General features: G+C 71.6%; 22 protein-coding genes. 5 read left to right on the top strand and 17 right to left on the bottom strand.

The features are described 5' to 3' along the window. Positions 1 to 303: 303 nt before the first annotated feature. The 15 genes from ACFQ79_RS29610 to ACFQ79_RS29540 all read right to left on the bottom strand — a co-directional run bounded on the left by ACFQ79_RS29610 (position 304) and on the right by ACFQ79_RS29540 (position 16,927). Positions 304 to 975 carry a maleylpyruvate isomerase family mycothiol-dependent enzyme gene (locus tag ACFQ79_RS29610; protein WP_383589195.1) on the bottom strand — a complete coding sequence of 224 codons (672 nt, stop codon included), beginning with the start codon at positions 973 to 975 and terminating at the stop codon, positions 304 to 306. A gap of 2 nt (positions 976 to 977) precedes the next feature. Then, positions 978 to 2,393 (bottom strand): adenosylhomocysteinase, encoded by a 1,416-nt coding sequence (gene ahcY, locus ACFQ79_RS29605; protein ID WP_383589193.1) that lies wholly within the window; start codon positions 2,391 to 2,393, stop codon positions 978 to 980. Continuing rightward, positions 2,386 to 3,261, bottom strand: a complete 876-nt coding sequence (metF, locus tag ACFQ79_RS29600) for a methylenetetrahydrofolate reductase [NAD(P)H] (protein WP_383589192.1) — start codon at positions 3,259 to 3,261, stop codon at positions 2,386 to 2,388. The genes ahcY and metF overlap by 8 nt, the downstream gene beginning before the upstream one ends. Then, positions 3,258 to 6,731, bottom strand: a complete 3,474-nt coding sequence (gene metH / locus ACFQ79_RS29595) for a methionine synthase (protein ID WP_383589191.1) — start codon at positions 6,729 to 6,731, stop codon at positions 3,258 to 3,260. The genes metF and metH overlap by 4 nt, the downstream gene beginning before the upstream one ends. Then, positions 6,728 to 7,711 carry a carbohydrate kinase family protein gene (locus tag ACFQ79_RS29590; RefSeq protein WP_383589189.1) on the bottom strand — a complete coding sequence of 328 codons (984 nt, stop codon included), beginning with the start codon at positions 7,709 to 7,711 and terminating at the stop codon, positions 6,728 to 6,730. Before ACFQ79_RS29590 ends, metH begins: the two co-directional genes overlap by 4 nt. A gap of 5 nt (positions 7,712 to 7,716) precedes the next feature. Further along, positions 7,717 to 8,937, bottom strand: a complete 1,221-nt coding sequence (metK, locus tag ACFQ79_RS29585) for a methionine adenosyltransferase (protein ID WP_383589187.1) — start codon at positions 8,935 to 8,937, stop codon at positions 7,717 to 7,719. Then, positions 8,934 to 9,185 carry a phosphopantetheine-binding protein gene (locus tag ACFQ79_RS29580; protein WP_030322008.1) on the bottom strand — a complete coding sequence of 84 codons (252 nt, stop codon included), beginning with the start codon at positions 9,183 to 9,185 and terminating at the stop codon, positions 8,934 to 8,936. Before ACFQ79_RS29580 ends, metK begins: the two co-directional genes overlap by 4 nt. Positions 9,186 to 9,204: 19 nt before the next feature. Further along, on the bottom strand, positions 9,205 to 9,642 hold the full coding sequence (gene acpS, locus ACFQ79_RS29575) for a holo-ACP synthase (RefSeq protein WP_383589186.1): 438 nt from the start codon (positions 9,640 to 9,642) through the stop codon (positions 9,205 to 9,207). 1 nt (position 9,643) lies between these two features. Then, positions 9,644 to 10,543 carry a hypothetical protein gene (locus ACFQ79_RS29570; RefSeq protein ID WP_383589185.1) on the bottom strand — a complete coding sequence of 300 codons (900 nt, stop codon included), beginning with the start codon at positions 10,541 to 10,543 and terminating at the stop codon, positions 9,644 to 9,646. Positions 10,544 to 10,618: 75 nt separating this feature from the next. After that, positions 10,619 to 11,512, bottom strand: coding sequence for a diiron oxygenase (locus ACFQ79_RS29565; protein WP_383589183.1), 894 nt, complete (start codon positions 11,510 to 11,512; stop codon positions 10,619 to 10,621). Between the two features lie 25 nt (positions 11,513 to 11,537). Next, complete coding sequence (locus tag ACFQ79_RS29560; RefSeq protein ID WP_383589181.1) at positions 11,538 to 12,581, bottom strand: class I SAM-dependent methyltransferase; 1,044 nt, start codon at positions 12,579 to 12,581, stop codon at positions 11,538 to 11,540. Beyond that, positions 12,578 to 13,420: an SAM-dependent methyltransferase gene (locus tag ACFQ79_RS29555; protein WP_383589179.1), complete on the bottom strand. Its 843-nt coding sequence runs from the start codon at positions 13,418 to 13,420 to the stop codon at positions 12,578 to 12,580. The genes ACFQ79_RS29560 and ACFQ79_RS29555 overlap by 4 nt, the downstream gene beginning before the upstream one ends. 77 nt (positions 13,421 to 13,497) lie before the next feature. Beyond that, a complete protein-coding gene (locus ACFQ79_RS29550; RefSeq protein ID WP_328943338.1) occupies positions 13,498 to 14,037 on the bottom strand; it encodes a MaoC family dehydratase in 540 nt (179 codons plus the stop codon). A 100-nt stretch (positions 14,038 to 14,137) separates the two neighbouring features. Continuing rightward, positions 14,138 to 15,307: a trans-sulfuration enzyme family protein gene (locus ACFQ79_RS29545; protein ID WP_383589176.1), complete on the bottom strand. Its 1,170-nt coding sequence runs from the start codon at positions 15,305 to 15,307 to the stop codon at positions 14,138 to 14,140. A 183-nt stretch (positions 15,308 to 15,490) separates the two neighbouring features. After that, positions 15,491 to 16,927 carry an MFS transporter gene (locus ACFQ79_RS29540; RefSeq protein ID WP_383589174.1) on the bottom strand — a complete coding sequence of 479 codons (1,437 nt, stop codon included), beginning with the start codon at positions 16,925 to 16,927 and terminating at the stop codon, positions 15,491 to 15,493. A 187-nt stretch (positions 16,928 to 17,114) separates the two neighbouring features. Here ACFQ79_RS29540 and ACFQ79_RS29535 point away from each other — a divergent pair, with 187 nt between their 5' ends. From ACFQ79_RS29535 to cpt, 3 genes are all read left to right on the top strand, one after another. Beyond that, positions 17,115 to 17,789, top strand: a complete 675-nt coding sequence (locus ACFQ79_RS29535; protein WP_383589172.1) for a hypothetical protein — start codon at positions 17,115 to 17,117, stop codon at positions 17,787 to 17,789. Positions 17,790 to 18,106: 317 nt separating this feature from the next. Next, on the top strand, positions 18,107 to 19,315 hold the full coding sequence (locus ACFQ79_RS29530; RefSeq protein WP_383589200.1) for a Cmx/CmrA family chloramphenicol efflux MFS transporter: 1,209 nt from the start codon (positions 18,107 to 18,109) through the stop codon (positions 19,313 to 19,315). A 73-nt stretch (positions 19,316 to 19,388) separates the two neighbouring features. Continuing rightward, positions 19,389 to 19,910 (top strand): chloramphenicol phosphotransferase CPT, encoded by a 522-nt coding sequence (cpt, locus tag ACFQ79_RS29525; RefSeq protein WP_383589197.1) that lies wholly within the window; start codon positions 19,389 to 19,391, stop codon positions 19,908 to 19,910. Positions 19,911 to 19,928: 18 nt separating this feature from the next. Here the strand turns inward: cpt and ACFQ79_RS29520 are convergent, their stop codons facing one another. Then, positions 19,929 to 20,201 (bottom strand): DUF4031 domain-containing protein, encoded by a 273-nt coding sequence (locus tag ACFQ79_RS29520; RefSeq protein WP_383589170.1) that lies wholly within the window; start codon positions 20,199 to 20,201, stop codon positions 19,929 to 19,931. Positions 20,202 to 20,232: 31 nt separating this feature from the next. Continuing rightward, positions 20,233 to 20,589 (bottom strand): hypothetical protein, encoded by a 357-nt coding sequence (locus ACFQ79_RS29515; RefSeq protein ID WP_383589169.1) that lies wholly within the window; start codon positions 20,587 to 20,589, stop codon positions 20,233 to 20,235. A gap of 158 nt (positions 20,590 to 20,747) precedes the next feature. Here ACFQ79_RS29515 and ACFQ79_RS29510 point away from each other — a divergent pair, with 158 nt between their 5' ends. Then, positions 20,748 to 21,665, top strand: coding sequence for a MurR/RpiR family transcriptional regulator (locus ACFQ79_RS29510; protein WP_030321987.1), 918 nt, complete (start codon positions 20,748 to 20,750; stop codon positions 21,663 to 21,665). Positions 21,666 to 21,691: 26 nt separating this feature from the next. Then, positions 21,692 to 22,627 carry an N-acetylmuramic acid 6-phosphate etherase gene (gene murQ, locus ACFQ79_RS29505; protein ID WP_383589166.1) on the top strand — a complete coding sequence of 312 codons (936 nt, stop codon included), beginning with the start codon at positions 21,692 to 21,694 and terminating at the stop codon, positions 22,625 to 22,627. Positions 22,628 to 22,670: the final 43 nt, after the last annotated feature.

Genomic DNA, 22,670 nt, shown 5'->3' with positions numbered 1-22,670 from the left:
ACCCCAGGTGCGGTGCACAGTCGGGTGCGGGCTCAGGCACAAGGGGCGGAGGCGCCGCCAGAGGGCGCCGTCCCGTGTGCCCACCCGTCCCGCCCTGCGGGACGATTGCCCACACGGCGGGTGGGTGGAGGCGGGCGCGGGCGGGTGGCCGCACGGCGGGGGGCGTGGGCCCGCGCAGCGGGGCGCGGGCGGGTGGCCGCACGGGCGGGTGGCCGCACGGCGCGGGGCGTGGGCCCGCGTGGCCGGGAGGCGCGGTCGGGGGGTGGGTAGGGGTGCGCGCGCGGCGCGGGGGTGGGTGGTGGGTCAGCGGTAGATGAGGAGTTCTTGTTCTGTCGCGCCCCTCAGCTCGTAGCGGGTGCGCACCAGCGGACGGCCCGCGTAGATGCGGATCAGGGTCGACGCGTCGCCGCGGAAGGTGGCCGGCGGCCGGCCCTCCCGCTCGTTGCCGAGGGAGACCCGGGGCATCGTGCCGTCCTCCAGGACGCCCACCAGGCGCGGGGTTTCGCGCTTGCGGCTCGTCACCGTCAGGAGCGGGAGCGCCAGCTCCAGCGCCTTGCCGCAGTACGCGCCGGGTTCGCCGAAGGCCTCCCGGACGTCTCCGGCGTGGACCCATTCGCCGAGCGCCACCGCGTCGAGCCGGCCGTCCTCACGTGCGGCGATCACCGGGCCCGCCTCCGTCAGGCCGCGTTCCAGTTCGTCGAGGATGCGGCCCAGCGGCCAGTCCTCGCGTTCGGCGACGTCGCAGGCGTTCGCCTCGGGCAGGAACACGCCCTCCTCCAGGCGGTCCTCGACGATCCTGACCAGGGCCGCGCCGCAGTGGGCGAGGACCTGCCTCGCCGTCCATCCGGGGCACGCGGTGCGGAGCTCGTACGCCTCCTCGGGTGTCCGGCGCAGGAGCGGCATCAGCAGGTCCCGTTCCGTTCTGAGGAGGCGGTCGGGGAGCCACGGGTCGCGCCCGTCATCGTTCGTACACATCATCAGTAGCGGTAGTGGTCCGGCTTGTACGGGCCCTCCACCGGGACCCCGATGTACGAGGCCTGCTCCGGGCGGAGGGTGGTCAGGCGTACGCCGAGCGCGTCCAGGTGCAGGCGGGCGACCTTCTCGTCCAGGTGCTTGGGGAGGGTGTACACGCCGACGGGGTAGTCGGACGTCTTCGTGAACAGCTCGATCTGCGCGAGGGTCTGGTCGGCGAAGGAGTTCGACATCACGAAGGACGGGTGGCCGGTCGCGTTGCCGAGGTTCAGCAGCCGGCCCTCGGACAGGACGATGACGACCTTGCCGTCCTCGAAGGTCCAGGTGTGGACCTGCGGCTTGACCTCGTCCTTCACGACCCCGGGGATCCTCGCCAGGCCGGCCATGTCGATCTCGTTGTCGAAGTGGCCGATGTTGCCGACGATCGCCTGGTGCTTCATGCGGGCGATGTCGGACGCCATGATGATGTCCTTGTTGCCGGTGGTGGTGACGAAGATGTCGGCCGTCTCCACGACGTCCTCGAGGGTGGCGACCTGGTAGCCGTCCATCGCCGCCTGGAGCGCGCAGATCGGGTCGATCTCGGTGACGATCACCCGTGCGCCCTGGCCGCGCAGCGACTCCGCCGAGCCCTTGCCCACGTCCCCGTAGCCGCAGACCACCGCCGTCTTGCCGCCGATCAGCACGTCCGTCGCGCGGTTGATGCCGTCGACGAGGGAGTGCCGGCAGCCGTACTTGTTGTCGAACTTCGACTTCGTCACGGCGTCGTTCACGTTGATCGCGGGGAAGAGGAGCGCGCCTTCGCGGTGCATCTCGTACAGGCGGTGGACGCCCGTCGTGGTCTCCTCCGTCACCCCGCGGATGCCGGTGGCGAGGGTCGACCAGTCGAGTGCGCTGTTCTCCAGCAGGGCGCGCATGACGGCGAGTTCCTCGTTGGCGGCCTCGGGAAGACTGCCGGTCTTCTGGTACTCGACGCCCAGGTGGACCAGGACCGTGGCGTCACCGCCGTCGTCCAGGATCATGTTCGGGCCGGTGCGCGAGGCCCCGCCGTCGGCGTCCGGCCAGGTCAGCGCCTGCTCCGTGCACCACCAGTACTCCTCAAGGGTCTCGCCCTTCCAGGCGAAGACGGGGATGCCGGCGGCGGCGATCGCGGCGGCGGCGTGGTCCTGCGTGGAGTAGATGTTGCAGGAGACCCAGCGGACCTCGGCGCCGAGCGCGACGAGGGTCTCGATGAGGACCGCCGTCTGTACGGTCATGTGGAGGGAGCCGGTGATCCGCGCCCCCGCCAGGGGCCGCGTCTCGGCGTACTCGCGGCGGATCGACATCAGGCCCGGCATCTCGTGTTCGGCGAGCGTGATCTCCTTGCGGCCGAAGGCGGCCAGGGAGATGTCGGCGACCTTGTAGTCCGTGAAGGTGTCAGACATGGACAACGCTCCTCGCGCTCATGATGGTTCGGTGGATTTCCAGGGCCGCCGTCGACCTGTTCAGCGTGATGTGGTGCAGGCCCGGCGCACCTTCGTCGAGCAGCCGCAGGCCCATCGCGGTCGCGTGCTCGACGCCGATGCGGTACGCCGCCGCCGGGTCGTCCTTCGCCGCCTCCAGGCGGTGCGCCAGGTCCTCGGGGAACGCGGCGTCGCTCAGCTCCGCGAAGCGCCGGATCTGGCGTACGTCGGTGGCCGGCATGATCTCCGGGATGATCGGGGTGTCGCAGCCTGCGGCCGCGACCCGGTCCCGCAGCCGCAGATAGTCCTCCGGGTCGAAGAACATCTGCGTGATGGCGTAGTCGGCGCCCGCCCGGCACTTGGCCACGAAGTGCGCGAGGTCGTCGGCGGGACCCGCCGACCTCGGGTGGCCCTCGGGGAAGGCCGCCACGCCGATCCTGAAGTCGCCCAGCGACCGGACCAGTTCGACCAGTTCATGGGCGTACGTGAAGCCCCGCGGGTGCGGTGTCCACGGGCCTCGGGGGTCGCCGGGCGGGTCGCCGCGCAGGACCAGGACGTCCCGTACCCCGGCGTCGGCGTAGGCGCCGATGATCGCCCGGAGTTCGGCGACCGAGTGTCCGACGGCCGTCAGATGGGCGACCGGGCGCAGGGTCGTCTCGGTGGCGATCCGCTTGGTCACCTCGATGGTCCGGTCGCGGGACGAGCCGCCCGCGCCGTACGTCACGGAGACGAAGTCCGGGGACAGGGCCTCGACCCGGCGGATCGCCTCCCAGAGCGTCTGCTCGCCGCGCGCGCTCTTCGGCGGGAAGAACTCGAACGAGAACGTCGGGTCCGTGAGGGTCGGGCTCATCTGCGGCCTCCCACGTTGAAGTAGCTCGCCTCCGGGTGGTGGACGACGATCGCGTCCGTCGACTGTTCGGGGTGCAGCTGGTACTCCTCCGACAGCTCCACGCCGATCCGCTCCGGGCGCAGCAGCGCGGCGATCTTCGCCCGGTCCTCCAGGTCGGGGCAGGCCGGGTAGCCGAGCGAGTAGCGGCAGCCCTGGTACTCGGTGCGGAGCATGCCGTCGATGGACGCCGGCTCCGAGGAGCCCGCGATGCCCCACTCGGCGCGCACCCGCGCGTGCCAGTACTCGGCCAGCGCCTCCGCCAACTGGACGGAGAGTCCGTGGAGTTCGAGGTAGTCCCGGTAGGCGTCGGCGGCGAACAGCTTCGCCGTCTCCTCGCCGATCCGGGAGCCGACGGTGACCACCTGCATCGCCACGGCGTCGATCTCGCCGGAGTCCTCCGCGCGGTGGAAGTCGGCCAGGCAGAGGCGGCGGCCCCGCTGCTGGCGGGGGAAGGAGAAGCGGGTCCGCTCGCCTCCGTCCTCGTCCAGGACGATCAGGTCGTCGCCCTTGGACACACAGGGGAACCAGCCGTAGACGACGGCTGCTTCGAGGAGGTGGTCCGTCTTGAGGCGGTCGAGCCAGGCGCGCAGCCGCGGCCGGCCCTCCGTCTCGATGGTCTCGGTGTCCTTGAGGCCCCACTGGCCCTTGAAGAGGGCGGTCTCGTCGAGCCAGGAGGCGTACTCGGCGAGCTGGATGCCCTTGACGACCCGGGTCCCGAGGAAGGGGGGCTCGGGTACGGGGTTGTCGGCGGCGACGTCGGAGCGGCCGGCCGGCTCGGGCTCCCTCGCCTGCGCCACGAGGAGCGGGGTCTCGCGTTTCGGCACGCGGCGCTGTTTGAGCGGGGGGAGTACGACTCCGGGGACGCCGCGTTTGACGCCCATGAGGGCGTCCATGAGGCGGAGGCCCTCGAAGGCGTCGCGGGCGTAGCGGACCTCGCCCTGGTAGATCTCGTGGAGGTCCTGTTCGACGTAGGCCCTGGTGAGGGCGGCGCCGCCGAGGATCACGGGGAAGCGTTCGGCGAGACCGCGGCCGTTGAGCTCCTGGAGGTTCTCCTTCATGATCACTGTGGATTTCACGAGGAGGCCGGACATGCCGATCACGTCGGCGCGGTGTTCCTCGGCGGCCTCCAGGATCGCGGAGACGGGCTGCTTGATGCCGATGTTGACGACGTTGTAGCCGTTGTTGGAGAGGATGATGTCGACGAGGTTCTTGCCGATGTCGTGGACGTCACCGCGGACGGTGGCGAGGACGATCGTGCCCTTGCCGTCGGCGTCCGTCTTCTCCATGTGCGGTTCCAGGTAGGCCACCGCGGTCTTCATGACCTCGGCGGACTGGAGCACGAACGGCAGCTGCATCTGGCCGGAGCCGAACAGCTCGCCGACCGTCTTCATGCCGTCGAGCAGGATCTCGTTGACGATCTCCAGGGCGGGGCGCTCGGTCAGGGCGGAGTCCAGGTCCGCCTCAAGGCCGTTCTTCTCGCCGTCGATGATCCGTCGCTTCAGCCGCTCGTCCAGCGGCAGGGCGAGGAGCTCCTCGGTCTTGCCGGCCTTCAGGGACTTCGCCGTCGCTCCCTCGAACATCTCCAGGAAGCGCTGGAGCGGGTCGTAGCCGTCCCGGCGGCGGTCGTGGATCAGGTCGAGCGCGACCTCCACCTGCTCCGGCTCCAGGCGGGCGATCGGCAGGATCTTCGAGGCGTGGACGATCGCCGAGTCCAGGCCCGCCTTCACGCACTCGTCGAGGAAGACCGAGTTGAGGACGATCCGCGCGGCCGGATTCAGGCCGAACGAGATGTTGGACAGGCCCAGGGTGGTCTGCACGTCCGGGTGGAGCCGCTTGAGCTCGCGGATCGCCTCGATCGTGTGGACGCCGTCCCTGCGGGACTCCTCCTGACCGGTGCAGATGGTGAACGTCAGGGTGTCGATCAGGATGTCCGACTCCCTGATCCCCCAGTTCCCCGTCAGGTCCTCGATGAGCCGCTCGGCCACGGCCACCTTGTGCGCGACGCTGCGGGCCTGGCCCTCCTCGTCGATGGTCAGCGCCATCAGGGCCGCGCCGTGCTCCTTCGCCAGGGCCGTGACCTGAGCGAACCGCGACTCGGGACCGTCACCGTCCTCGTAGTTCACGGAGTTGACGACCGCCCGGCCGCCGAGCTTCTCCAGGCCCGCCCGCAGCACCCCGATCTCCGTCGAGTCGAGGACGATCGGCAACGTCGAGGCCGTCGCGAACCGGCCGGCCAGCTCCGCCATGTCCGCGGTGCCGTCCCGGCCCACGTAGTCCACGCACAGGTCGAGCAGGTGCGCGCCCTCGCGGATCTGGTCGCGGGCCATCTCGACGCAGTCGTCCCAGCGGCCGTCGAGCATGGCCTCGCGGAACTTCTTCGAGCCGTTGGCGTTGGTGCGCTCGCCGATCGCCAGGTACGCGGTGTCCTGGCGGAACGGCACATGGCTGTAGAGCGAGGACGCGCCCGGCTCCGGTTCGGGCCGGCGGTCGAGGACGGCCACGCCCCGCACCCGCTCCACGATCTCCCGCAGGTGCTCCGGGGTCGTACCGCAGCAGCCGCCGACCAGGGCGGGACCGTACTCACGGACGAACGCCTCCTGTGCGTCGGCCAGTTCCGCCGGCGACAGCGGGTAGTGGGCGCCGTCGGAGGTGAGGACGGGCAGGCCGGCGTTGGGCATGACCGAGATCGGGATGCGGGCGTGCCGGGACAGGTGCCGCAGGTGCTCGGCCATCTCGGCCGGGCCCGTGGCGCAGTTCAGGCCGATCATGTCGATGCCGAGCGGCTCCAGGGCGGTCAGCGCCGCACCGATCTCGGAGCCGAGCAGCATCGTTCCCGTCGTCTCCACGGTGACCTGCACGATCACCGGCAGGTCCACGCCGACCCAGTCCAGGGCCCGGCGGGCGCCGATGACGGCCGCCTTCGTCTGGAGGAGGTCCTGCGAGGTCTCGATGAGCAGGGCGTCCGCGCCGCCCCGGATCAGGCCCTCCGCGTTCTGCCGGAAGGCCTCGCGCAGCGGCTCGTACGTGACGTGGCCCAGGGTCGGCAGCTTCGTACCGGGGCCCATGGAGCCGAGGACCCAGCGGGGGCGCCCGTCGGCGGCCGTGTGCGCGTCCGCCGCGGCGCGGGCGATCCGGGCGCCGGCCTCGGACAGCTCGTACACCTGGTGCTCGATGCCGTACTCGGCGAGCGCGGCCAGGTTCGCCCCGAAGGTGTTGGTCTCGACGCAGTCCACGCCCACCGAGAAGTAGGCGTCGTGGACGGAGGCGACGATGTCGGGGCGCGTGAGGTTGAGGATCTCGTTGCAGCCTTCGAGGTTCTGGAAGTCGTCCATCGTCGGGTCGGCGGCCTGGAGCATCGTGCCCATCGCCCCGTCGGCCACCACGACCCGCTTCGCGAACTCCTCCCGCAGGGAGCTCCGTACGACGGTCACGTGAGCCCCCTCAGATGGGTGACGAGCGTGGCGGTGCACCCGACGCCGTACGTCGTCCTGATCCGGTCGAGGAGCGGGTCCCGGTGCAGCCGGTACTCCTGCGTCCCCACGGAGGCGAGGACGGTCGCGGCCACCGCGCAGCCCAGCTGCGCCGCGCACCGCTCCGGCACGCCCCACAGCCACCCGGCGAGGAAGCCGGACCGGAAGGCGTCCCCGACCCCCGTCGGGTCGACGACCGCCGCGACCTCCACGGCCGGCACGGCGAGCGGCTCGCGGCCCTCGCCCCGGATGCGGACGCCGGCCTCGCCATGGGTGGTGACCCAGGCGCCGACCCGGCGCAGCACGTCCGCCTCGGCCCAGCCGGCCTTCTCCAGGAGGAGCGCCGTCTCGTACTCGTTGGTGAACAGGAACCGCGCCCCGTCCACCAGCTCCCGCACCTGCTCGCCGTCGAGCCGCGCCAACTGCTGCGACGGATCGGCGGCGAAGGGAATCCCCAGGTCACGGCAGGTGCGGGTATGCCGGAGCATGGCCTCGGGGTCGTCCGGGGAGACCAGGACGAGGTCCAGCCGGCCGGTGCGCGCGACGACCGACCTCAGGTCGATCTCACGCGCCTCCGCCATCGCCCCCGCGTAGAAGGTGGCGATCTGGTTCTGGGCCCGGTCGGTCGTACAGACGAACCGGGCGGTGTGGAGCGACTCGCTGACGCGCACCGAGTCGGTGTCCACACCGTGGTCCTTCAGCCAGACCCGGTACGGCTCGAAGTCGGCGCCGACCGCGCCCACGAGGGCGGGACGCAGGCCGAGGACACCGAGTCCGAAGGCGATGTTCGCTGCCACTCCGCCACGCCTGACCTCCAGGTTGTCGGCGAGGAACGACAGGGAGACCCGGTCGAGCCGGTCGGCGAGCAGCTGCTCGCCGAACCAGCCGGGGAAGGTCATCAGATGGTCGGTCGCGATGGATCCCGTGACAGCGATGCGCATGGCCCTCAGCCCTCCTGTCCCGGACGAGCCGCCTTCTTCAGGGCCTCCACGCGGTCCGTGCGCTCCCAGGTGAACTCGGGGAGCTCGCGGCCGAAGTGGCCGTACGCCGCCGTCTTCGCGTAGATCGGCCGCTTGAGGTCCAGGTCGCGGATGATCGCCGCGGGCCGCAGGTCGAAGACCGCGCCGACGGCCTCCTGGATCCGCTCGTCCGGCAGGGTGCCCGTGCCGAAGGTCTCCACGAAGAGACCCACCGGCTCGGCCTTGCCGATGGCGTACGCCACCTGCACCTCGCAGCGGCGGGCGAGGCCGGCCGCGACGACGTTCTTCGCGACCCAGCGCATCGCGTACGCCGCCGACCGGTCGACCTTCGACGGGTCCTTGCCGGAGAAGGCGCCGCCGCCGTGCCGGGCCATCCCGCCGTACGTGTCGATGATGATCTTCCGGCCGGTGAGTCCGGCGTCGCCCATCGGGCCGCCGACCTCGAAGCGCCCGGTCGGGTTGACCAGGAGCCGGTAGCCGTCGGACTCCAGGCTGACGCCCTCCTCGACCAGCTCCTTGAGGACGTGTTCGACGACGTACTCGCGCACGTCCGGGGTGAGCAGGCCCTCGACGGAGATGTCGGCCGCGTGCTGCGAGGAGACGACGACCGTGTCGAGGCGGACGGGACGGTCCCCGTCGTACTCGATGGTGACCTGGGTCTTCCCGTCCGGGCGCAGGTAGGGCACGGTGCCGTTCCTGCGGACCTCGGTGAGGCGGCGGGAGAGCCGGTGGGCGAGCGCGATCGGCAGCGGCATCAGTTCGGCCGTGTCGTCGCAGGCGTAGCCGAACATCAGGCCCTGGTCGCCGGCGCCCTGCGCCGCCAGCTCGTCCCCGGCGCCTTCCACCCGGGACTCGTACGCCGTGTCCACGCCCTGCGCGATGTCCGGCGACTGGGCGCCGATGGACACCGAGACGCCGCAGGAGGCGCCGTCGAAGCCCTTCGCGGAGGAGTCGTAGCCGATGTCGAGGACGGCCTCGCGCACCAGCTTCGCTATCGGCGCGTACGCCGTCGTGGTCACCTCGCCGGCGATGTGCACGAGACCCGTGGTGATGAGGGTCTCCACGGCGACCCGCGAGGACGGGTCCTCGGCGAGCAGCGCGTCGAGGATGGTGTCGCTGATCCGGTCGGCGATCTTGTCGGGATGCCCCTCGGTCACCGACTCCGAGGTGAAGAGGCGGCGGCTCATGCCTGGGCCTCCACGGGGGTCTTGAAGAAGTGCTGCTCGATGGCACCGAGGGTGCGGATGGACTCGACCTCGAGGGTCTCCATCTGGATCGCGGTGCCGCTCTCCTGCTCCAGGAGGAAGACGAACTCGACGAAGGACAGCGAGTCGATGAGCCGGTTCTCGATCAGGTCGAGGTCGGACGCGATGTCGTCGCGCTCGGGGTGACGCTCGAGGATCCAGTTCTTCACCGTCTGCAGGCCGTCGGCCATGGTTGCTCTCCTTTAGCTGCTAAGGGATGGGTGTGGCGGGCGCGATGATCGGTGCGGCCACCGCCACCGCGTAGTCCACGTCGTGGCTGATGGACACGGTGATCTCGGTGATGCCGGACTCCGCGGCCATCTCGGCGGCCGCCCGGTGCAGTTCCACGAGCGGCCAGCCGCCCTCGGAACGCCGCACCACGATGTCCGGCCAGGGCAGGAACCTGCCCCTGACCCGTAAGGTCTTGAAGGCCGCTTCCTTGGCCGCGATCCGCCCGCACAGGCTCAGTACGTCGAGCCCGGAGGAGGTACGGCAGTCGGCGAGCTCGCCGGGGGTGAGCATCCGCTCGAAGAACCGCTCCCCGTACTGGGCGAGGAGCCTGCGGACACGGTTGACGGACACGATGTCCATGCCGAGGTTCGCCCACCCCAGGCCGCCCGCCGGCGGGGCGGCGGGACGGGCCGGCACGTCAGATCACCGGCCCGGCCGCGCCACTCGCACCGGCCCGCATGCGGGCGTTCGCGTCGAGCACCGCCTCGGTCGCCGCCTGCCAGCCGCCGTGGCGGCGGGTCAGTGCGGACAGCCAGCGTTCGAGGCCGAAGGCGACACAGCTGGTGAAGGCCGGTCCGCCGGTCGACTCCAGGGTGATGTCGCAGCGGTCCCCGAAGAAGTTCCGGTGCGTGTTGACCGAGGCGATCGCCAGGTCCTCGTACAGGAACTCGTACTTCACCGGGGTGAGCCGCTGGAGGAGCGCCTTCGAGCCGCCCTTGTCGAAGAAGGGGTCGCAGGCGGCCTCCCGGCGCAGCGGCAGGTCGAGCGCCGCGGCGAAGGACTGGATCCGGGCGGTGAAGCCGGCGAGGTGCGTCTCGGCGTGCTCGCGCCCGCCGATGGCGACGATCTCCCGCATGCGGAAGCCGAGTTGGCGTCGCATGCCCTCGTAGTGGGTCTCCTTGCGGAAGCACCAGGAGCAGATCGTGACGAGGGTGTCGTCGGCGACCCGGGTGCCCTGGTGGTCGAGGTAGACGGCGTAGCAGGACGCCGAGGGCAGTCCGAGGCCGGCCGGTTCGAGGGAGGCGGCGGGCCACTGCCCGTGCTCGCCGTCGAAGGGGGTGGTGAGGCGTCCTTCCAGGTCGAGCGGGGCGGCGAGGACGGCCTGGTGCGGGAAGTTGTCGTAGTAGTCCAGCTTCGCCAGGTCGGCGGCCGGCAGGAGCGGGGGCATGGTCATCGGGCGGGCGCCCGCGGTCACACCCCAGCTCTCGAAGGTGTCGTCGAGGAGCCGCAGCAGGCGGGTCCCCTCCGGCCCGAGCGAGGGGAGACCCCTCGTCGAGCCCACGTTCTCCCCGGCGTGCGCGGGGGTCGTCACGGTCATGATCTCTTCACCTCTCGGGTGGGAGGTCCAGGACGGGCCCTGGTCGCTCAGACGACGGGCAGGGGCCCTGGTCGCTCAGACGACGGGCAGGGTGTCGTCGGAGAAGATCCCGGTCTTCAGGAAGAAGGCGAGCGGCTTGCGGATCGCCTTGCGCTCGTGGGGGCGGCGGCTCTCGTCGGCGACCAGCGCGTTGCGCAGGGCCAGCGGGTCGGGGATGCCGGCGTCGCGGTACACGTGGGGGTTGTAGAGGGAGTTGACGCTGTAGACGACGTACCGCTTCAGGTACGCCTCGACCTCGCGGACCCGCTCGGCACTCACCGCCTGGCACATCCGGCCGTACAGGAGGGAGACCAGCTCGCGCCCGAAGGCGATGTGCCGGGACTCGTCCTGGTGGTGGATGCGGTTGACCTCGCGGATGGTGTGGCAGAGGGAGGTGTCCTTCGCCATCCGGGAGTTGTAGTGGTCGACGAGCTCCTCGAAGAAGAGGATGCGGGTGAAGACGAGGAAGTTCTCGACCTCGGGCTCCCAGGCGGCGTCGGCGCGCATGGCGGTGGAGCCGTAGATCTTGTGGCCGTAGCGGCGGCAGAACTCGGAGAAGAACCACATGTGTTCGTTCTCCTCACCGATGAAGTGGTGGAAGAAGTCCGAGGGCACCTCGAAGCCGGGCATGTGGATGCGGCCGACGACCTCGATGAGGAGCTCGCGGATGCCGTGCACGTTGAGGCTGTAGAAGTTGATCGACTCCCACTTCGACAGGCGCTGAAGCGTTTCCTCATCGAGGGCGTCGTAGTGCCGGGTGCCGTAGACGGTGAGCAGCTCCGGGGTCATCCAGAAGCGGTTCTCCTCCAGCGTCTCGGGCCACTGGAAGGTCTGGTACGGGTTGTAGTAGTCCTCGACGGAGCGCTCGCTGAGCCGCTCCAGGACCTCCATGAACCGGTCGGTGACGGGCAGGGGGGCGGTGGCGCCCATGATGGTTCCTCCAGGCTTCGGGTGTTCAGGGCCGGACTTCGTAGACCGCGTTCACCGGGGTCTCGGTGGCACGCCGCCAGCGGGTGAAGCCGGCCTCCTCCGCGATGGCCCGGAAGGCCTTCTCGCCGGAGTGGTTGCCGAGCGCGTGCGGGCCGCGCTGGGCGACCGCGACGGGCAGGCACATGACGGCGGACAGGGCCATGAACATGCGGGCGGCGGGGGTCTGCGCGTCGATGTCCTGCGGGGAGACGTTCGACTCGACGAGCATCCATGTGCCGTCCGCGTCCAGGGACTTGTGGACGTGCTGGGCGGCGGCGACCGGGTCGCCCATGTCGTGCAGGGCGTTGAAGAAGCAGACCAGGTCGTAGCCGGAGCCCGGGTAGTCGTCGGCCGACGCGACCTCGAAGACGACCCGCTCGGAGAGGCCCGCCTCCTCGGCGAGTTCGCGGGCGATCGAGATGGCCTCCTCCGAGTAGTCGAAGCCGTGCACGGTGGCGTTCGGGAAGGCCTTCGCGATGAGCAGCGTGGTGTGCCCGACGCCGCAGCCCACGTCGGCGACGGTGCCGCCGGCGGCGAGCTTGTCGGTGACCTGGTGGAGGGCGGGCAGCCAGTCGGCGACGAGCTTGTGCTCGTACGTCGGCTGGAAGAAGGAACCCATGCCGGTGTCGAGGGCCGCGTCGTGCTCGGCCCAGCCGACCCCGTCGCCGGTGCGGTACGCCTCGACGAGCAGGTCCTCGGTGGCGTACAGCGCCTTGAGGGCGGTGAAGAACCCGGCGGCGTACGTGACGGCCTTCGGGTCCGCGAGCACCTCGACGTGGTCGGCGGGGAGCGTGTACGTGAGGGAGCTCGGGTGCCGCTCGACGTACCCGGCGGAGAGCTGGGCGTGCAGCCACTCCTCGATGTACCGCTCGTTCGTACCGGTCGCCTCCGCGAGCGCGGCGGAGGTGAGCGGGCCCCGCTCGGCCAGTGCCCGGTAGAGGCCGAGGCGCTGTCCGAGGGAGACGGTCAGGCCGCGGACGGCCGCTCCGGCGTCGGTGATGACCCTCTGGTGGAAGTCGTGGGCGCTCACGCGGCCACCTCCTCGATGTGGCCGGGGAGGTCGCACGTGAACAGGAAGGAGCGGGGCACCCGCGGGACCGCGCGGGCCGGCACCGGGTAGGGCCAGCGTCCGAAGTCGGCGCCTTCCTCACCGGGCTGCCTGACCTCGCGTACGGCCCAGCCGCAGTCGGCGAGCAGCGTCTCGGGCTCCTCGGTGCCGAAGAGCCACGGGTTGCCGTCCTCGTCCAGGGCCTTCATGAACCCGCGGGCGAGCGGGTTCTCCAGGGCGGCCTTGGAGATGACGTCGCCGAGCAGCACGGAGCCGGGGGCGGCGTGCGCGGAGAGCGTCGACATGAGGGTCCGCACGGCCTGCTCGGGGAGGAAGAACAGGAGTCCCTCCACCACCCACAGGACGGGCTCCTCGCTCTTCCAGCCGGCTTCCTTGAGGGGGCCGGTCCAGTCCTGGGTGAGGTCGACGGGGACGGTGATCCGGTCGCGGCCGGCCGGCTTCGGCTCCTTCGCCAGCATCTCGGCCTTGGCCTCCAGGAGGGCCGGTCGGTCGAGCTCGTAGACGGTGACGCCGTCGGGCCAGGGCAGCCGGAAGAAGCGGGTGTCCATGCCGGCGGCGAGGAAGACGACCTGGCGGATGCCCCGCTCCTCGACCGCCCGGACGATGGCGCGGTCGAGGTAGGTGGTGCGGATGGCGAGGAACGGCACGGTGCCGCCGCCCGCGTAGCGCTCGAGCAGTTCGAAGCCGATCTGGTCGGCGACGGTGCGCGCGTAGGGATCGGCGAACAGCCGGTCCTCGCGCTCGGTCTCCAGGGCGCGCGCGGCGGCGGTCCACTGGGCGGTGCGGGATACGGCCTCCACAGGAGGTCCCCCTTCACTTCGGTGGATGTACGGGCATACGGACGGCCGTGTTCAGGGGCCCGACGAAGGACGGTTCGTCAGGCGCTCATGACCGGGACACAGGTCTTGGCCGGTCGCGCACAGGCGACGGGGTCCTCGGCCGCGGGCATCGACGACAGATGGTCGGCCTCGGAGTCGGCGGGGCGCCGGCGGAAGATGCTGTGCAGGATCATGCTGAACACGGCCGTCCCGTCGGAGGCCACCAGGGTGCACCGCGGTTTGACGGTGCCGGTGGCGGGATTGAACGGCGACGGGGTGGAGCCGAGGATCTCGACGCGCGCGGTGAGGACGTCGCCGGGGCGGACGGGCCGCAGGTAGCGGACTTCGTCGATGCCGGGCGAGCCCATACAGGCGCTGTAGGCGAGCAGTCCGTCGACGTAGCGGCGCATGAACATCGCCTGGGTGTGGAATCCGCTCGCGATCAGTCCGCGGAACTGCGACTGCTCCGCGCGCGCGGGGTCCGTGTGGAAGGGCTGCGGATCGAAGCGCCTGCCGAACTCCAGCACCTCCTCCGCCGTGACGGTGACGGCGCCCAGCTCGTGGACGTCGCCGGGTCGGAAGTCCTCGAAGTAGCGCATCGTGCGCCCCCCTTGACCTAGGAGTGGTCTTTCCCTGGCACACACCAATCTACGAATCAGTCATTTATTTTGTCAACCCAAAAGAAGCACCCAAGAGGTGCTATCCGAGGGCTCGTTCGGCGTCGGCCCACAGGTCTTCGACGTCCTCGATGCCGACCGACATCCGTACGAGCCCCGGGGCTATCCCGGCGGCCTCCAGGGCGGCCCCGTCGAGCTCCCGGTGGGACGTGGACGCCGGATGGGTCACGAGGGACTCCACGCCGCCGAGGGAGAGCGCGAGCCGGGCCACCCGTACGCGCTCGATGAAGGCCCGGCCGGCCTCCCGGCCCCCCGCGAGCTCGAACGACAGCAGCCCGCCGCCGCCGTCCAGCACCCTGCGGGCGCGCCCGTACGAGGGATGGCCGGCGAGCCACGGGTAGTGGACGGCCGAGACACGGGGGTGGGCGGCGAGCCGCTCGGCGAGGACCGCGGCGTTGGCGCAGTGCTCGCGCATCCGCAGCGGCAGGGTGGGTATCCCGCGCAGCGTCAGCCAGGCGGCGAACGGGTCGGCGCAGGCGCCGAGTTCGACCGTGCGGGGCCAGATCCGGCGGCGCAGCCCGTCGTCGGCGAAGACGGCGGCACCGCCGAGGACGTCCGAGTGCCCGGAGAGGTACTTGGTGGTGGAGTGGACGACGATGTCGGCGCCGTGCTCCAGGGGGCGGCAGAGGACGGGAGAGGCGAGGGAGTTGTCGACGAGGCCGACGACGCCGAGGGTGCGGGCCGCGGCGAGCAGTCCCGGCAGGTCGGGGACCTGACCGGTGGGGTTGGCGATGGTCTCCAGGACGAGCAGCCGGGTGGCGGGGTGCGTGGCGGCGGCCTCGAACTCGGCCGGGTCGTCGCCGGAGATCCGTACGACCTCGATCCCGTACCGCTCGGCCAGGTCGGCGAGGACGGCGTGGGTCCCGCCGTACAGGCAGCGCTGGGCCACCACGCGGTCGCCGGGCCGCAGGAGGGCGAGCAGGACCCCGCTGATCGCGCCCATCCCGGAGGCGAAGGCGATGGCCCCGGCGCCGCCCTCGAGGCCGGCGAGGCTCTGCTCGAGGGCCCGTACGGTCGGGTTGCCGCGGCGGCTGTAGACGTACGCCCCGTCGGGTCCGGCCATGGCGTCGGCGAGCTCGGCGGCGGACTCGAAGGCGAAGGCGGAGGACTGCACGAGGGGCACGGAGAGCGGCCGACTGCCCTGCGGGAGCGGCTCGTTGACGACATGGACGGCGCGGGTGCCGAGTTCCACGGGGGTTCCTTTCCGGTTGCCGTGCGGGACACGGGAACGGGGGACGACGGATGCGGGAGACGAGGGGCGCGGGGGACGACGGGCGCGGGAGACGACGGGCGCGGGAGACGAGGGGCGCGGGAGACGAAAAGGGGCCGCCCGACGTCCGGGGGAGGACATCGGGCGGCCCCTTCGGGGTGGGGGTCAGGCGGAGACCTTCTCGCCCTGCGGCGCGGGGGCGGCGGCCCCGGCCGCGACCGCCTTGTCGCCCTTCATGACGAGGAGGGTGATCACACCGCCGACGGCGGCGATGACCGCGGCGCCGACGAAGGCGGACGAGAAGCCGTCCGTCAGCTTCGGCAGGTTGCCGAGCTGGTCGGCGCCCTGGGACATGGCGACGGCGGTCAGCGCGGCGAGACCGAGCGCGGAGCCGACGTTGTAGGTGGTGTTGACGATGCCGGAGGCGAGGCCGGCCTGCTCCTGCGGGGCACCGGACATGGCGGTCATCATCGTCGGGATGTAGGCGAGGGACATGCCGAGCGCGGCGACCAGCGAGGCCGGCAGGACGTCGACGAGGAAGGAGCCGGTGGGCGGGACGGCGGCGAGCCAGACCAGACCGGCGGCGAGGACCAGCAGACCGCCGGCGATGAGCGGCTTGGCACCGACCTTCATCATCAGCCGGGCGGTGATGGCCGTCATGAAGATCATGAGGAGCACGGTCATCGGGAGCAGGGCGGCGCCGGACTCGAAGGCGCCGAAGCCCAGGACCTGCTGGAGGTACAGGTTGAGGAAGTACCACATCGGGATCCAGGCGGCGCCGAGCAGCGTCATGGCCAGGTTGGCCGAGCCGAGGCGGGGGACGCGCCAGACGCTGAGCGGCATGAGCGGCTCGCTGATGCTCTTCTGGATCACGAAGAAGAGGATCAGGAGGGCCGCGGCGCCGATCAGCTGGAGGATCGTGCCGGTGGAGCCCCAGCCGACCTCGGGGGCGCGGACCACGGCGAAGACGGCGAGCGCGAGACCGGCGGTGACCGCGACGGCGCCGAGGATGTCGACGGAGCCGCGGCGGGACTCGACGTTCGGCAGGAGCTTGGTGGCGGCGAGGGTCGCGAGACCGATCGGGATGTAGATGATGAAGACCCACTGCCAGCTCATCCACTCGGTGAAGACGCCGCCGAGGAAGACGCCCGCGGTGCCGCCGGCCGGGGCTGCGGCGCCGTAGAGCGCCATCGCCTTGCCGAGCTCCTTCGGGTCGTGCATGAAGAGGATCATCAGCAGGGTCATGGCGGAGGGTGCGATGAGCGCACCGCCGACACCCTGGACGGCGCGGCCCGCGATCTCGACCCAGGCGGTCTGCGCGGCGGCGGCCAGGACCGAGCCGGCGATCATGACGACCCAGCCGGCGACGAAGATCTTGCGGGCTCCGACGAGGTCGGAGAGGCGGCCGCCGAGGAGCAGGAGGCCGCCGAAGACGATCACATAGGCGTTGAAGATCCACTGGAGCTCGCTCTGCGAGAAGCCCAGGTCCTTCTGCATCTCGGGGAGCGCGACCCCGATGATCGACGTGTCCATGATGACCATGAACTGTGCGGCGGCGAGCACGACAAGTGCCCACCAGCGCCGGGGATTGACGGTTGACATTGCCCTGACCCTTCACTCGCTGCGGCCCCCGAGCGGTCCCGACCGGGACTCGGGGCATACCCCTAGGGGGTACCTGTGCGCAGCACCGTAGCATACCCATGGGGGGTATGTAAGAGTGAGGGGAAAGCGCTACCGGGAGCGCGGGGGAAGCGAGCCTTCCGGCCCGCACGCCGGGCAGAATGCCCCCATGACCGCCGAGGAACACCCCGAGCTGCTCCAGCACTGGAACTCCACCCTGCACGCCGCCCGGGCCGGCCGCGAGGGCCCCGACCCCACCCCGTACGGCCGCAACCTGCTGACCCGCTGGGCCGAGCCACAGCGCCGGTACCACACGGTCGACCACCTCCGGGCGGTCCTCGCCCGCATCGACGAACTCACCGATCAGGGCGGCGAGGGCGGGGAGTTGGAGCTCGTACGGCTCGCCGCCTGGTTCCACGACGCGGTCTACCGCCCCGACCGCTCCGAGAACGAGGAACGCTCGGCCGTCCTCGCCGAGAAGGCGCTCGCCGAGGCCGGACTCACCCCGCACGAGGTCGCGGAGGTCGCCCGCCTGGTCCGACTGACGGTCACCCACGACCCGGCCCCCGGCGACCTGAACGGCGAGACCCTCTGCGACGCGGACCTCGCGATCCTGGCGACCGGCCCCGATACGTACCGGGGGTATACGGCGGCGGTCCGCGAGGAATACGGCTTCGTCCCCGACGACGCCTTCCGGGCGGGCCGCGCGGCGGTCCTCCGCCAGCTCCTCGGACTGCCCCGCCTTTTCCGTACGCCCTACGGCGCGGCGGTCTGGGAGGAGAAGGCGCGGGAGAACCTGGAACGCGAACTCGCCGAACTGACGGACGCGTCCGGCAAGGGATGAGAGAAGGAGGGAGGCGAGGACCAGAGGGGGCCAAGCGCCGCACCTGAAGATCGGACGGCCTTGACCAAGGGCACCCGACCTGCCACTCCCGGTCAGGACGACCACCCGGTCGACCGTGCCGTCACCGGGCGCAGACCGACCCCGGCGGCGGCCGCCGTCCGCATGCCGAGATCTCCGGCGCGCCGGGAATGACAGGCACAAACCCCAGGTTGACCCATGTCATGCCGTCTTCCTCCGCCGAGCCCACGACACCCGCTCCCGAGCCCGCCGCACCGGCCCCCGAGACCGCCGCCGCGAGCACCGGATCCGCCACCCGCATGCCGCTGGCCGTCTACATCCTCGGCCTGTCCGTCTTCGCGCTCGGCACGAGCGAGTTCATGCTCTCCGGACTGCTGCCGTCCGTCGCGGAGGACATGAACGTCTCCATCCCCCGCGCCGGGCTGCTCATCTCGGCCTTCGCGATCGGCATGGTCGTCGGCGCGCCGCTGCTCGCCGTCGCCACCCTGCGGCTCCCCCGCAAGACCACCCTCATCGCCCTCATCACCGTCTTCGGCCTCGGCCAGATAGCCGGCGCCCTCGCGCCGAACTACACGGTCCTCTTCGCCTCCCGCGTCGTCAGCGCCCTCGCCTGCGCCGGATTCTGGGCGGTCGGCGCGGCGGTGGCCATCGCGATGGTCCCGGTCGGCTCGCGCGCCCGCGCCATGGCGGTCATGATCGGCGGCCTCTCCATCGCCAACGTCCTCGGCGTCCCGGCCGGCGCCTTCCTCGGCGAGCACCTCGGCTGGCGCTCAGCGTTCTGGGCGGTCGGCCTCGCGTCCGCGGTCGCCCTGGTCGGCGTGGTGACCCGCATCCCCCGCATCCCCCTCCCCGAGACGAAGCCCCGCCTCAGGAACGAGGTCGCCATCTACCGCGACCGCCAGGTCCTCCTCTCGATCGTCGTCACCGCCCTCGCGGCGGGCGGCGTCTTCTGCGCCTTCTCCTACCTGGCCCCGCTGCTCACCGACGTCTCCGGCCTCGACAAGGGCTGGGTCTCCGGCGTCCTCGGACTCTTCGGCATCGGCGCGGTGATCGGTACGACGATCGGCGGCCGGGTCGCCGACGCCCACCTCTTCGGCGTGCTGCTCACCGGCATCGCCGCCTCCACGGTCTTCCTCGTCGCCCTGGCCCTCTTCGCGTCCAGCCCGGTCGCCACGATCGTCCTGACCTTCCTCCTCGGCGTCTCCGCCTTCTACACGGCCCCGGCCCTCAACGCCCGCATGTTCAACGTCGCCGGCGCCGCCCCCACCCTCGCGGGCGCCACCACCACCGCCGCCTTCAACCTCGGCAACACGGGCGGCCCCTGGCTCGGCGGCACGGTCATCGACGCGGGCCTCGGCTTCGGCTCCACGGCCTGGGCGGGCGCGGCGATGACCGCCGTCGGCCTGGCGACGGCCGCGGTGGCCCTGAAGCTCCACAGGTCCCCGTCCCGCGTGGTGACCTCCGGCATCCCGCAGTCGGAGAAGGCCGTGTCGTCCACGTCCCGCTGACCCCTCCGGCATCGGCCGAAACCCTTTCCGTACGGCGCCGCCACCGCCGTACGGTGGCGCGGTGACCACACAGATGATCATCATCAACGGCGGTTCCAGCGCGGGGAAGTCCGGCATCGTACGGTGCCTCCAGGCGGTGCTCCCCGACCCCTGGCTCGCGTTCGGCGTCGACTCGCTCATCGACGCGATGCCCCTCAGGATGCAGGGCTCCGACGACGGCATCGGGTTCGACGCCGACGGCGGGGTGAACGTCGGCGCCGAGTTCCGCGCCCTCGAAGGCGCCTGGGCCCAGGGCGTCGTCACCATGGCCCGCGCCGGTGCCCGCGTCATCATCGACGACGTCTTCCTGGGCGGAGCGGCCGCCCAGGACCGCTGGCGGACCTTCGTCGGCGACCTCGACGTGCTCTGGGTCGGCGTCCGGTGCGACGGCGCCGTCGCCGAGGGCCGCGAGATCGCGCGCGGCGACCGGGTCGCCGGAATGGCCGCGCAGCAGGCGGCCGTCGTGCACCGGGGCGTCGACTACGACGTCGAGGTCGACACCACCGGCACCGAATCGCTGGAGTGCGCCCGCGTCATCGCGTCCCACGTCGCCTGACCCGCTCCGGGAACACCGTCAGGAGGGCGCCGGCCGCCCCTTCGGCCGTCGCAGCCCCGCCGCCGTGAGACGCCGCAGCAGCTCCTTCGACCCGACCTCGACCGCGCCGCCGGCCACGGCGTCCGCGTACCGGTCGGAGGGTATGTCGTAGTGGTCCCGCTCGAAGGCGCGGGGCGGGGCGCCGATCGAGGCGGCGAAGGCGTGCAGCTCCTCGAAGGAGGCGTCGCTGACCAGGTGCGACCACATGCGGCCGTGCCCCGGCCAGGTGGGCGGGTCGATGTAGAGGGTCACGCCCGGACCGCCTTCGCCTCGGCCCGCCCGCTCACGTCAGGCCACCCACCGATGCCACCACGACACCCTGCTTCCCGCAGACCCAGTGCGGGTCGGGCCCCAGCTCGGGCTCCACGTCCAGGGCGTGCGGGTCACCGGTGGAGCAGACCGGGCAGAGGGGCCAGCGGCCGTACCGTTCGAGCAGGGCGTCCTGGACGTCCTGGGCGACGAGACCGGCGACGTACGTCAGGCCCTCGGGCCACTGCTCGACCCACCAGCGCCGGTGGGTCACCGAATCCTCCACCATCGACACCACCTCGGCGGCGGCGACCTCGCGGGCCACCAGGTCGGCCAGTACCAGGGCGCGAGCGGCGTGCAGCGCCTGCTCCACGGGGTCGATGTCGTCCATGCACCCATTGTCACCCGGGGCGGGCGCACGTCGGGGCGTCCTGTCGGTCAGGCCGGGCCCGCGACGTCCGGCATCCCCCGTGAAGGGCCGAAGGTCCCTCCCCGATCCGGGACCGACGGGGTCTTGTCGCACCACCCCTCCGAAAGTATCTTTCAGATGTGACCAATGAAGTGAAGGAAAGTTTCACGGGCGACGCGCCCCCCGCCCCCGCCGCGCTCGCGGCCAAGGTGCGGACCCTCGCGCCGTCCATGACCCGCTCGATGCAGCGGGTCGCCGAAGCCGTCGCCGGAGACCCCGCCGGCTGCGCCGCGCTCACGGTCACCGGCCTCGCCGAGCTCACCGGCACCAGCGAGGCGACCGTCGTCCGCACCGCCCGCCTCCTCGGCTACCCCGGCTACCGCGACCTCCGGCTCGCCCTCGCCGGGCTCGCCGCCCAGCAGCAGTCCGGCCGCGCCCCCGCCGTCACCGCCGACATCGCCGTCGACGACCCGATCGCCGACGTCGTCGCCAAGCTCGCCTACGACGAGCAGCAGACCCTCGCCGACACCGCCGCCGGACTCGACACCGTCCAGCTCGGCGCCGCCGTCGCCGCCCTGGCCACCGCCCGCCGCATCGACATCTACGGCATCGGCGCCTCCGGCCTCGTCGCCCAGGACCTCGGCCAGAAACTCCTCCGCATCGGCCTCATCGCGCACGCCCACAGCGACCCGCACCTCGCCGTCACCAACGCCGTCCAGCTCCGCTCCGGCGACGTCGCCATCGCCATCACCCACTCCGGCTCGACCGGCGACGTCATAGAACCGCTCCGGGTCGCCTTCGACCACGGGGCGACGACGGTCGCGATCACCGGCCGCCCGGACGGGCCGGTCACCCAGTACGCCGACCACGTCCTCACCACCTCCACCGCCCGCGAGAGCGAACTCCGCCCCGCGGCCATGTCGTCCCGGACCAGCCAACTCCTGGTCGTGGACTGCCTGTTCACCTGTGTCACACAGCGTACGTACGAGACGGCGGCCCCTGCCCTCGCCGCCTCGTACGAAGCCCTGGCCCACCGCCACTCACCCCGCACCCGCTGACGACCACAGCACCGAAAGAGCCGCACGTGTCTGCTACGTACTCCGAACTCCGCGCCCAGCTGGCCACCCTCACCACCGAGGCGTTCCGTCCGGAACTGGCCGAGATCGACCAGCTCCCCACCGCCGAGATCGCCGCGCTCATGAACGGCGAGGACGCCACCGTCCCCACCGCCGTCGCCCGGCAGCTCCCGGCCATCGCGGCCGCGATCGACGCCACCGCCGAGCGCATGGCCCGCGGCGGACGCCTCATCTACATGGGCGCCGGCACCGCGGGCCGCCTCGGCGTCCTCGACGCCAGCGAGTGCCCGCCCACCTTCAACACCGACCCGAGCGAGGTCGTCGGCCTCATCGCGGGCGGCCCCTCCGCCATGGTCAAGGCCGTCGAAGGCGCCGAGGACTCCAAGGAACTCGCCGCCGAGGACCTCACCGCGCTCGGCGTCACCGCGGACGACACCGTCGTCGGCATCTCCGCCTCCGGCCGCACCCCGTACGCCATCGGCGCCGTCGAGCACGCCCGCGCGCGCGGCGCCCTCACCATCGGCCTCTCCTGCAACGAGGACAGCGCGCTCGCCGCCGCCGCCGAGCACGGCATCGAGGTCGTCCCCGGCCCCGAGCTGCTCACCGGCTCGACCAGGCTCAAGGCCGGCACGGCCCAGAAGCTCGTCCTCAACATGATCTCGACCATCACGATGATCCGGCTCGGCAAGACGTACGGAAACCTCATGGTCGACGTCCGCGCCTCCAACGAGAAGCTCCAGGCCCGCTCGCGGCGGATCGTCGCCCTGGCCACCGGCGCACCCGACGAGCAGATCGAGACCGCCCTCGCCGCCGCCGACGGGGAGGTGAAGAACGCGATCCTCATGATCCTCGCCGACCTCGACGCCCCCACGGCCGCCGAGCGGCTGAAGGTCTCCCGGGGCCACCTGCGCGCGGCGCTGCACGCGACCGGTCCCACGCCGTAACCCCCCGGGGGCACCACCCGTCGGCCCCCTCCCCCAGAGGCAC

Origin of the sequence: Streptomyces sp. NPDC056480 (genome assembly GCF_042795405.1) — a bacterium.
Taxonomy (GTDB): domain Bacteria; phylum Actinomycetota; class Actinomycetes; order Streptomycetales; family Streptomycetaceae; genus Streptomyces.
Note: the sequence above shows the minus strand (reverse complement) of the source record. Positions and strands in the feature narration are given on the sequence as shown.

Bases quoted from the DNA above. Each gene is read 5' to 3' on its own strand.
- ACFQ79_RS29610 (WP_383589195.1), bottom strand. From the start codon at position 975: ATGTGTACGAACGATGACGGGCGCGACCCGTGGCTCCCCGACCGCCTC.
- ahcY (WP_383589193.1), bottom strand. From the start codon at position 2,393: ATGTCTGACACCTTCACGGACTACAAGGTCGCCGACATCTCCCTGGCC.
- metF (WP_383589192.1), bottom strand. From the start codon at position 3,261: ATGAGCCCGACCCTCACGGACCCGACGTTCTCGTTCGAGTTCTTCCCG.
- ACFQ79_RS29590 (WP_383589189.1), bottom strand. From the start codon at position 7,711: ATGCGCATCGCTGTCACGGGATCCATCGCGACCGACCATCTGATGACC.
- metK (WP_383589187.1), bottom strand. From the start codon at position 8,937: ATGAGCCGCCGCCTCTTCACCTCGGAGTCGGTGACCGAGGGGCATCCC.
- ACFQ79_RS29580 (WP_030322008.1), bottom strand. From the start codon at position 9,185: ATGGCCGACGGCCTGCAGACGGTGAAGAACTGGATCCTCGAGCGTCAC.
- ACFQ79_RS29570 (WP_383589185.1), bottom strand. From the start codon at position 10,543: ATGACCGTGACGACCCCCGCGCACGCCGGGGAGAACGTGGGCTCGACG.
- ACFQ79_RS29565 (WP_383589183.1), bottom strand. From the start codon at position 11,512: ATGGGCGCCACCGCCCCCCTGCCCGTCACCGACCGGTTCATGGAGGTC.
- ACFQ79_RS29550 (WP_328943338.1), bottom strand. From the start codon at position 14,037: ATGCGCTACTTCGAGGACTTCCGACCCGGCGACGTCCACGAGCTGGGC.
- ACFQ79_RS29540 (WP_383589174.1), bottom strand. From the start codon at position 16,927: ATGTCAACCGTCAATCCCCGGCGCTGGTGGGCACTTGTCGTGCTCGCC.
- ACFQ79_RS29535 (WP_383589172.1), top strand. From the start codon at position 17,115: ATGACCGCCGAGGAACACCCCGAGCTGCTCCAGCACTGGAACTCCACC.
- ACFQ79_RS29530 (WP_383589200.1), top strand. From the start codon at position 18,107: ATGCCGCTGGCCGTCTACATCCTCGGCCTGTCCGTCTTCGCGCTCGGC.
- cpt (WP_383589197.1), top strand. From the start codon at position 19,389: ATGATCATCATCAACGGCGGTTCCAGCGCGGGGAAGTCCGGCATCGTA.
- ACFQ79_RS29515 (WP_383589169.1), bottom strand. From the start codon at position 20,589: ATGGACGACATCGACCCCGTGGAGCAGGCGCTGCACGCCGCTCGCGCC.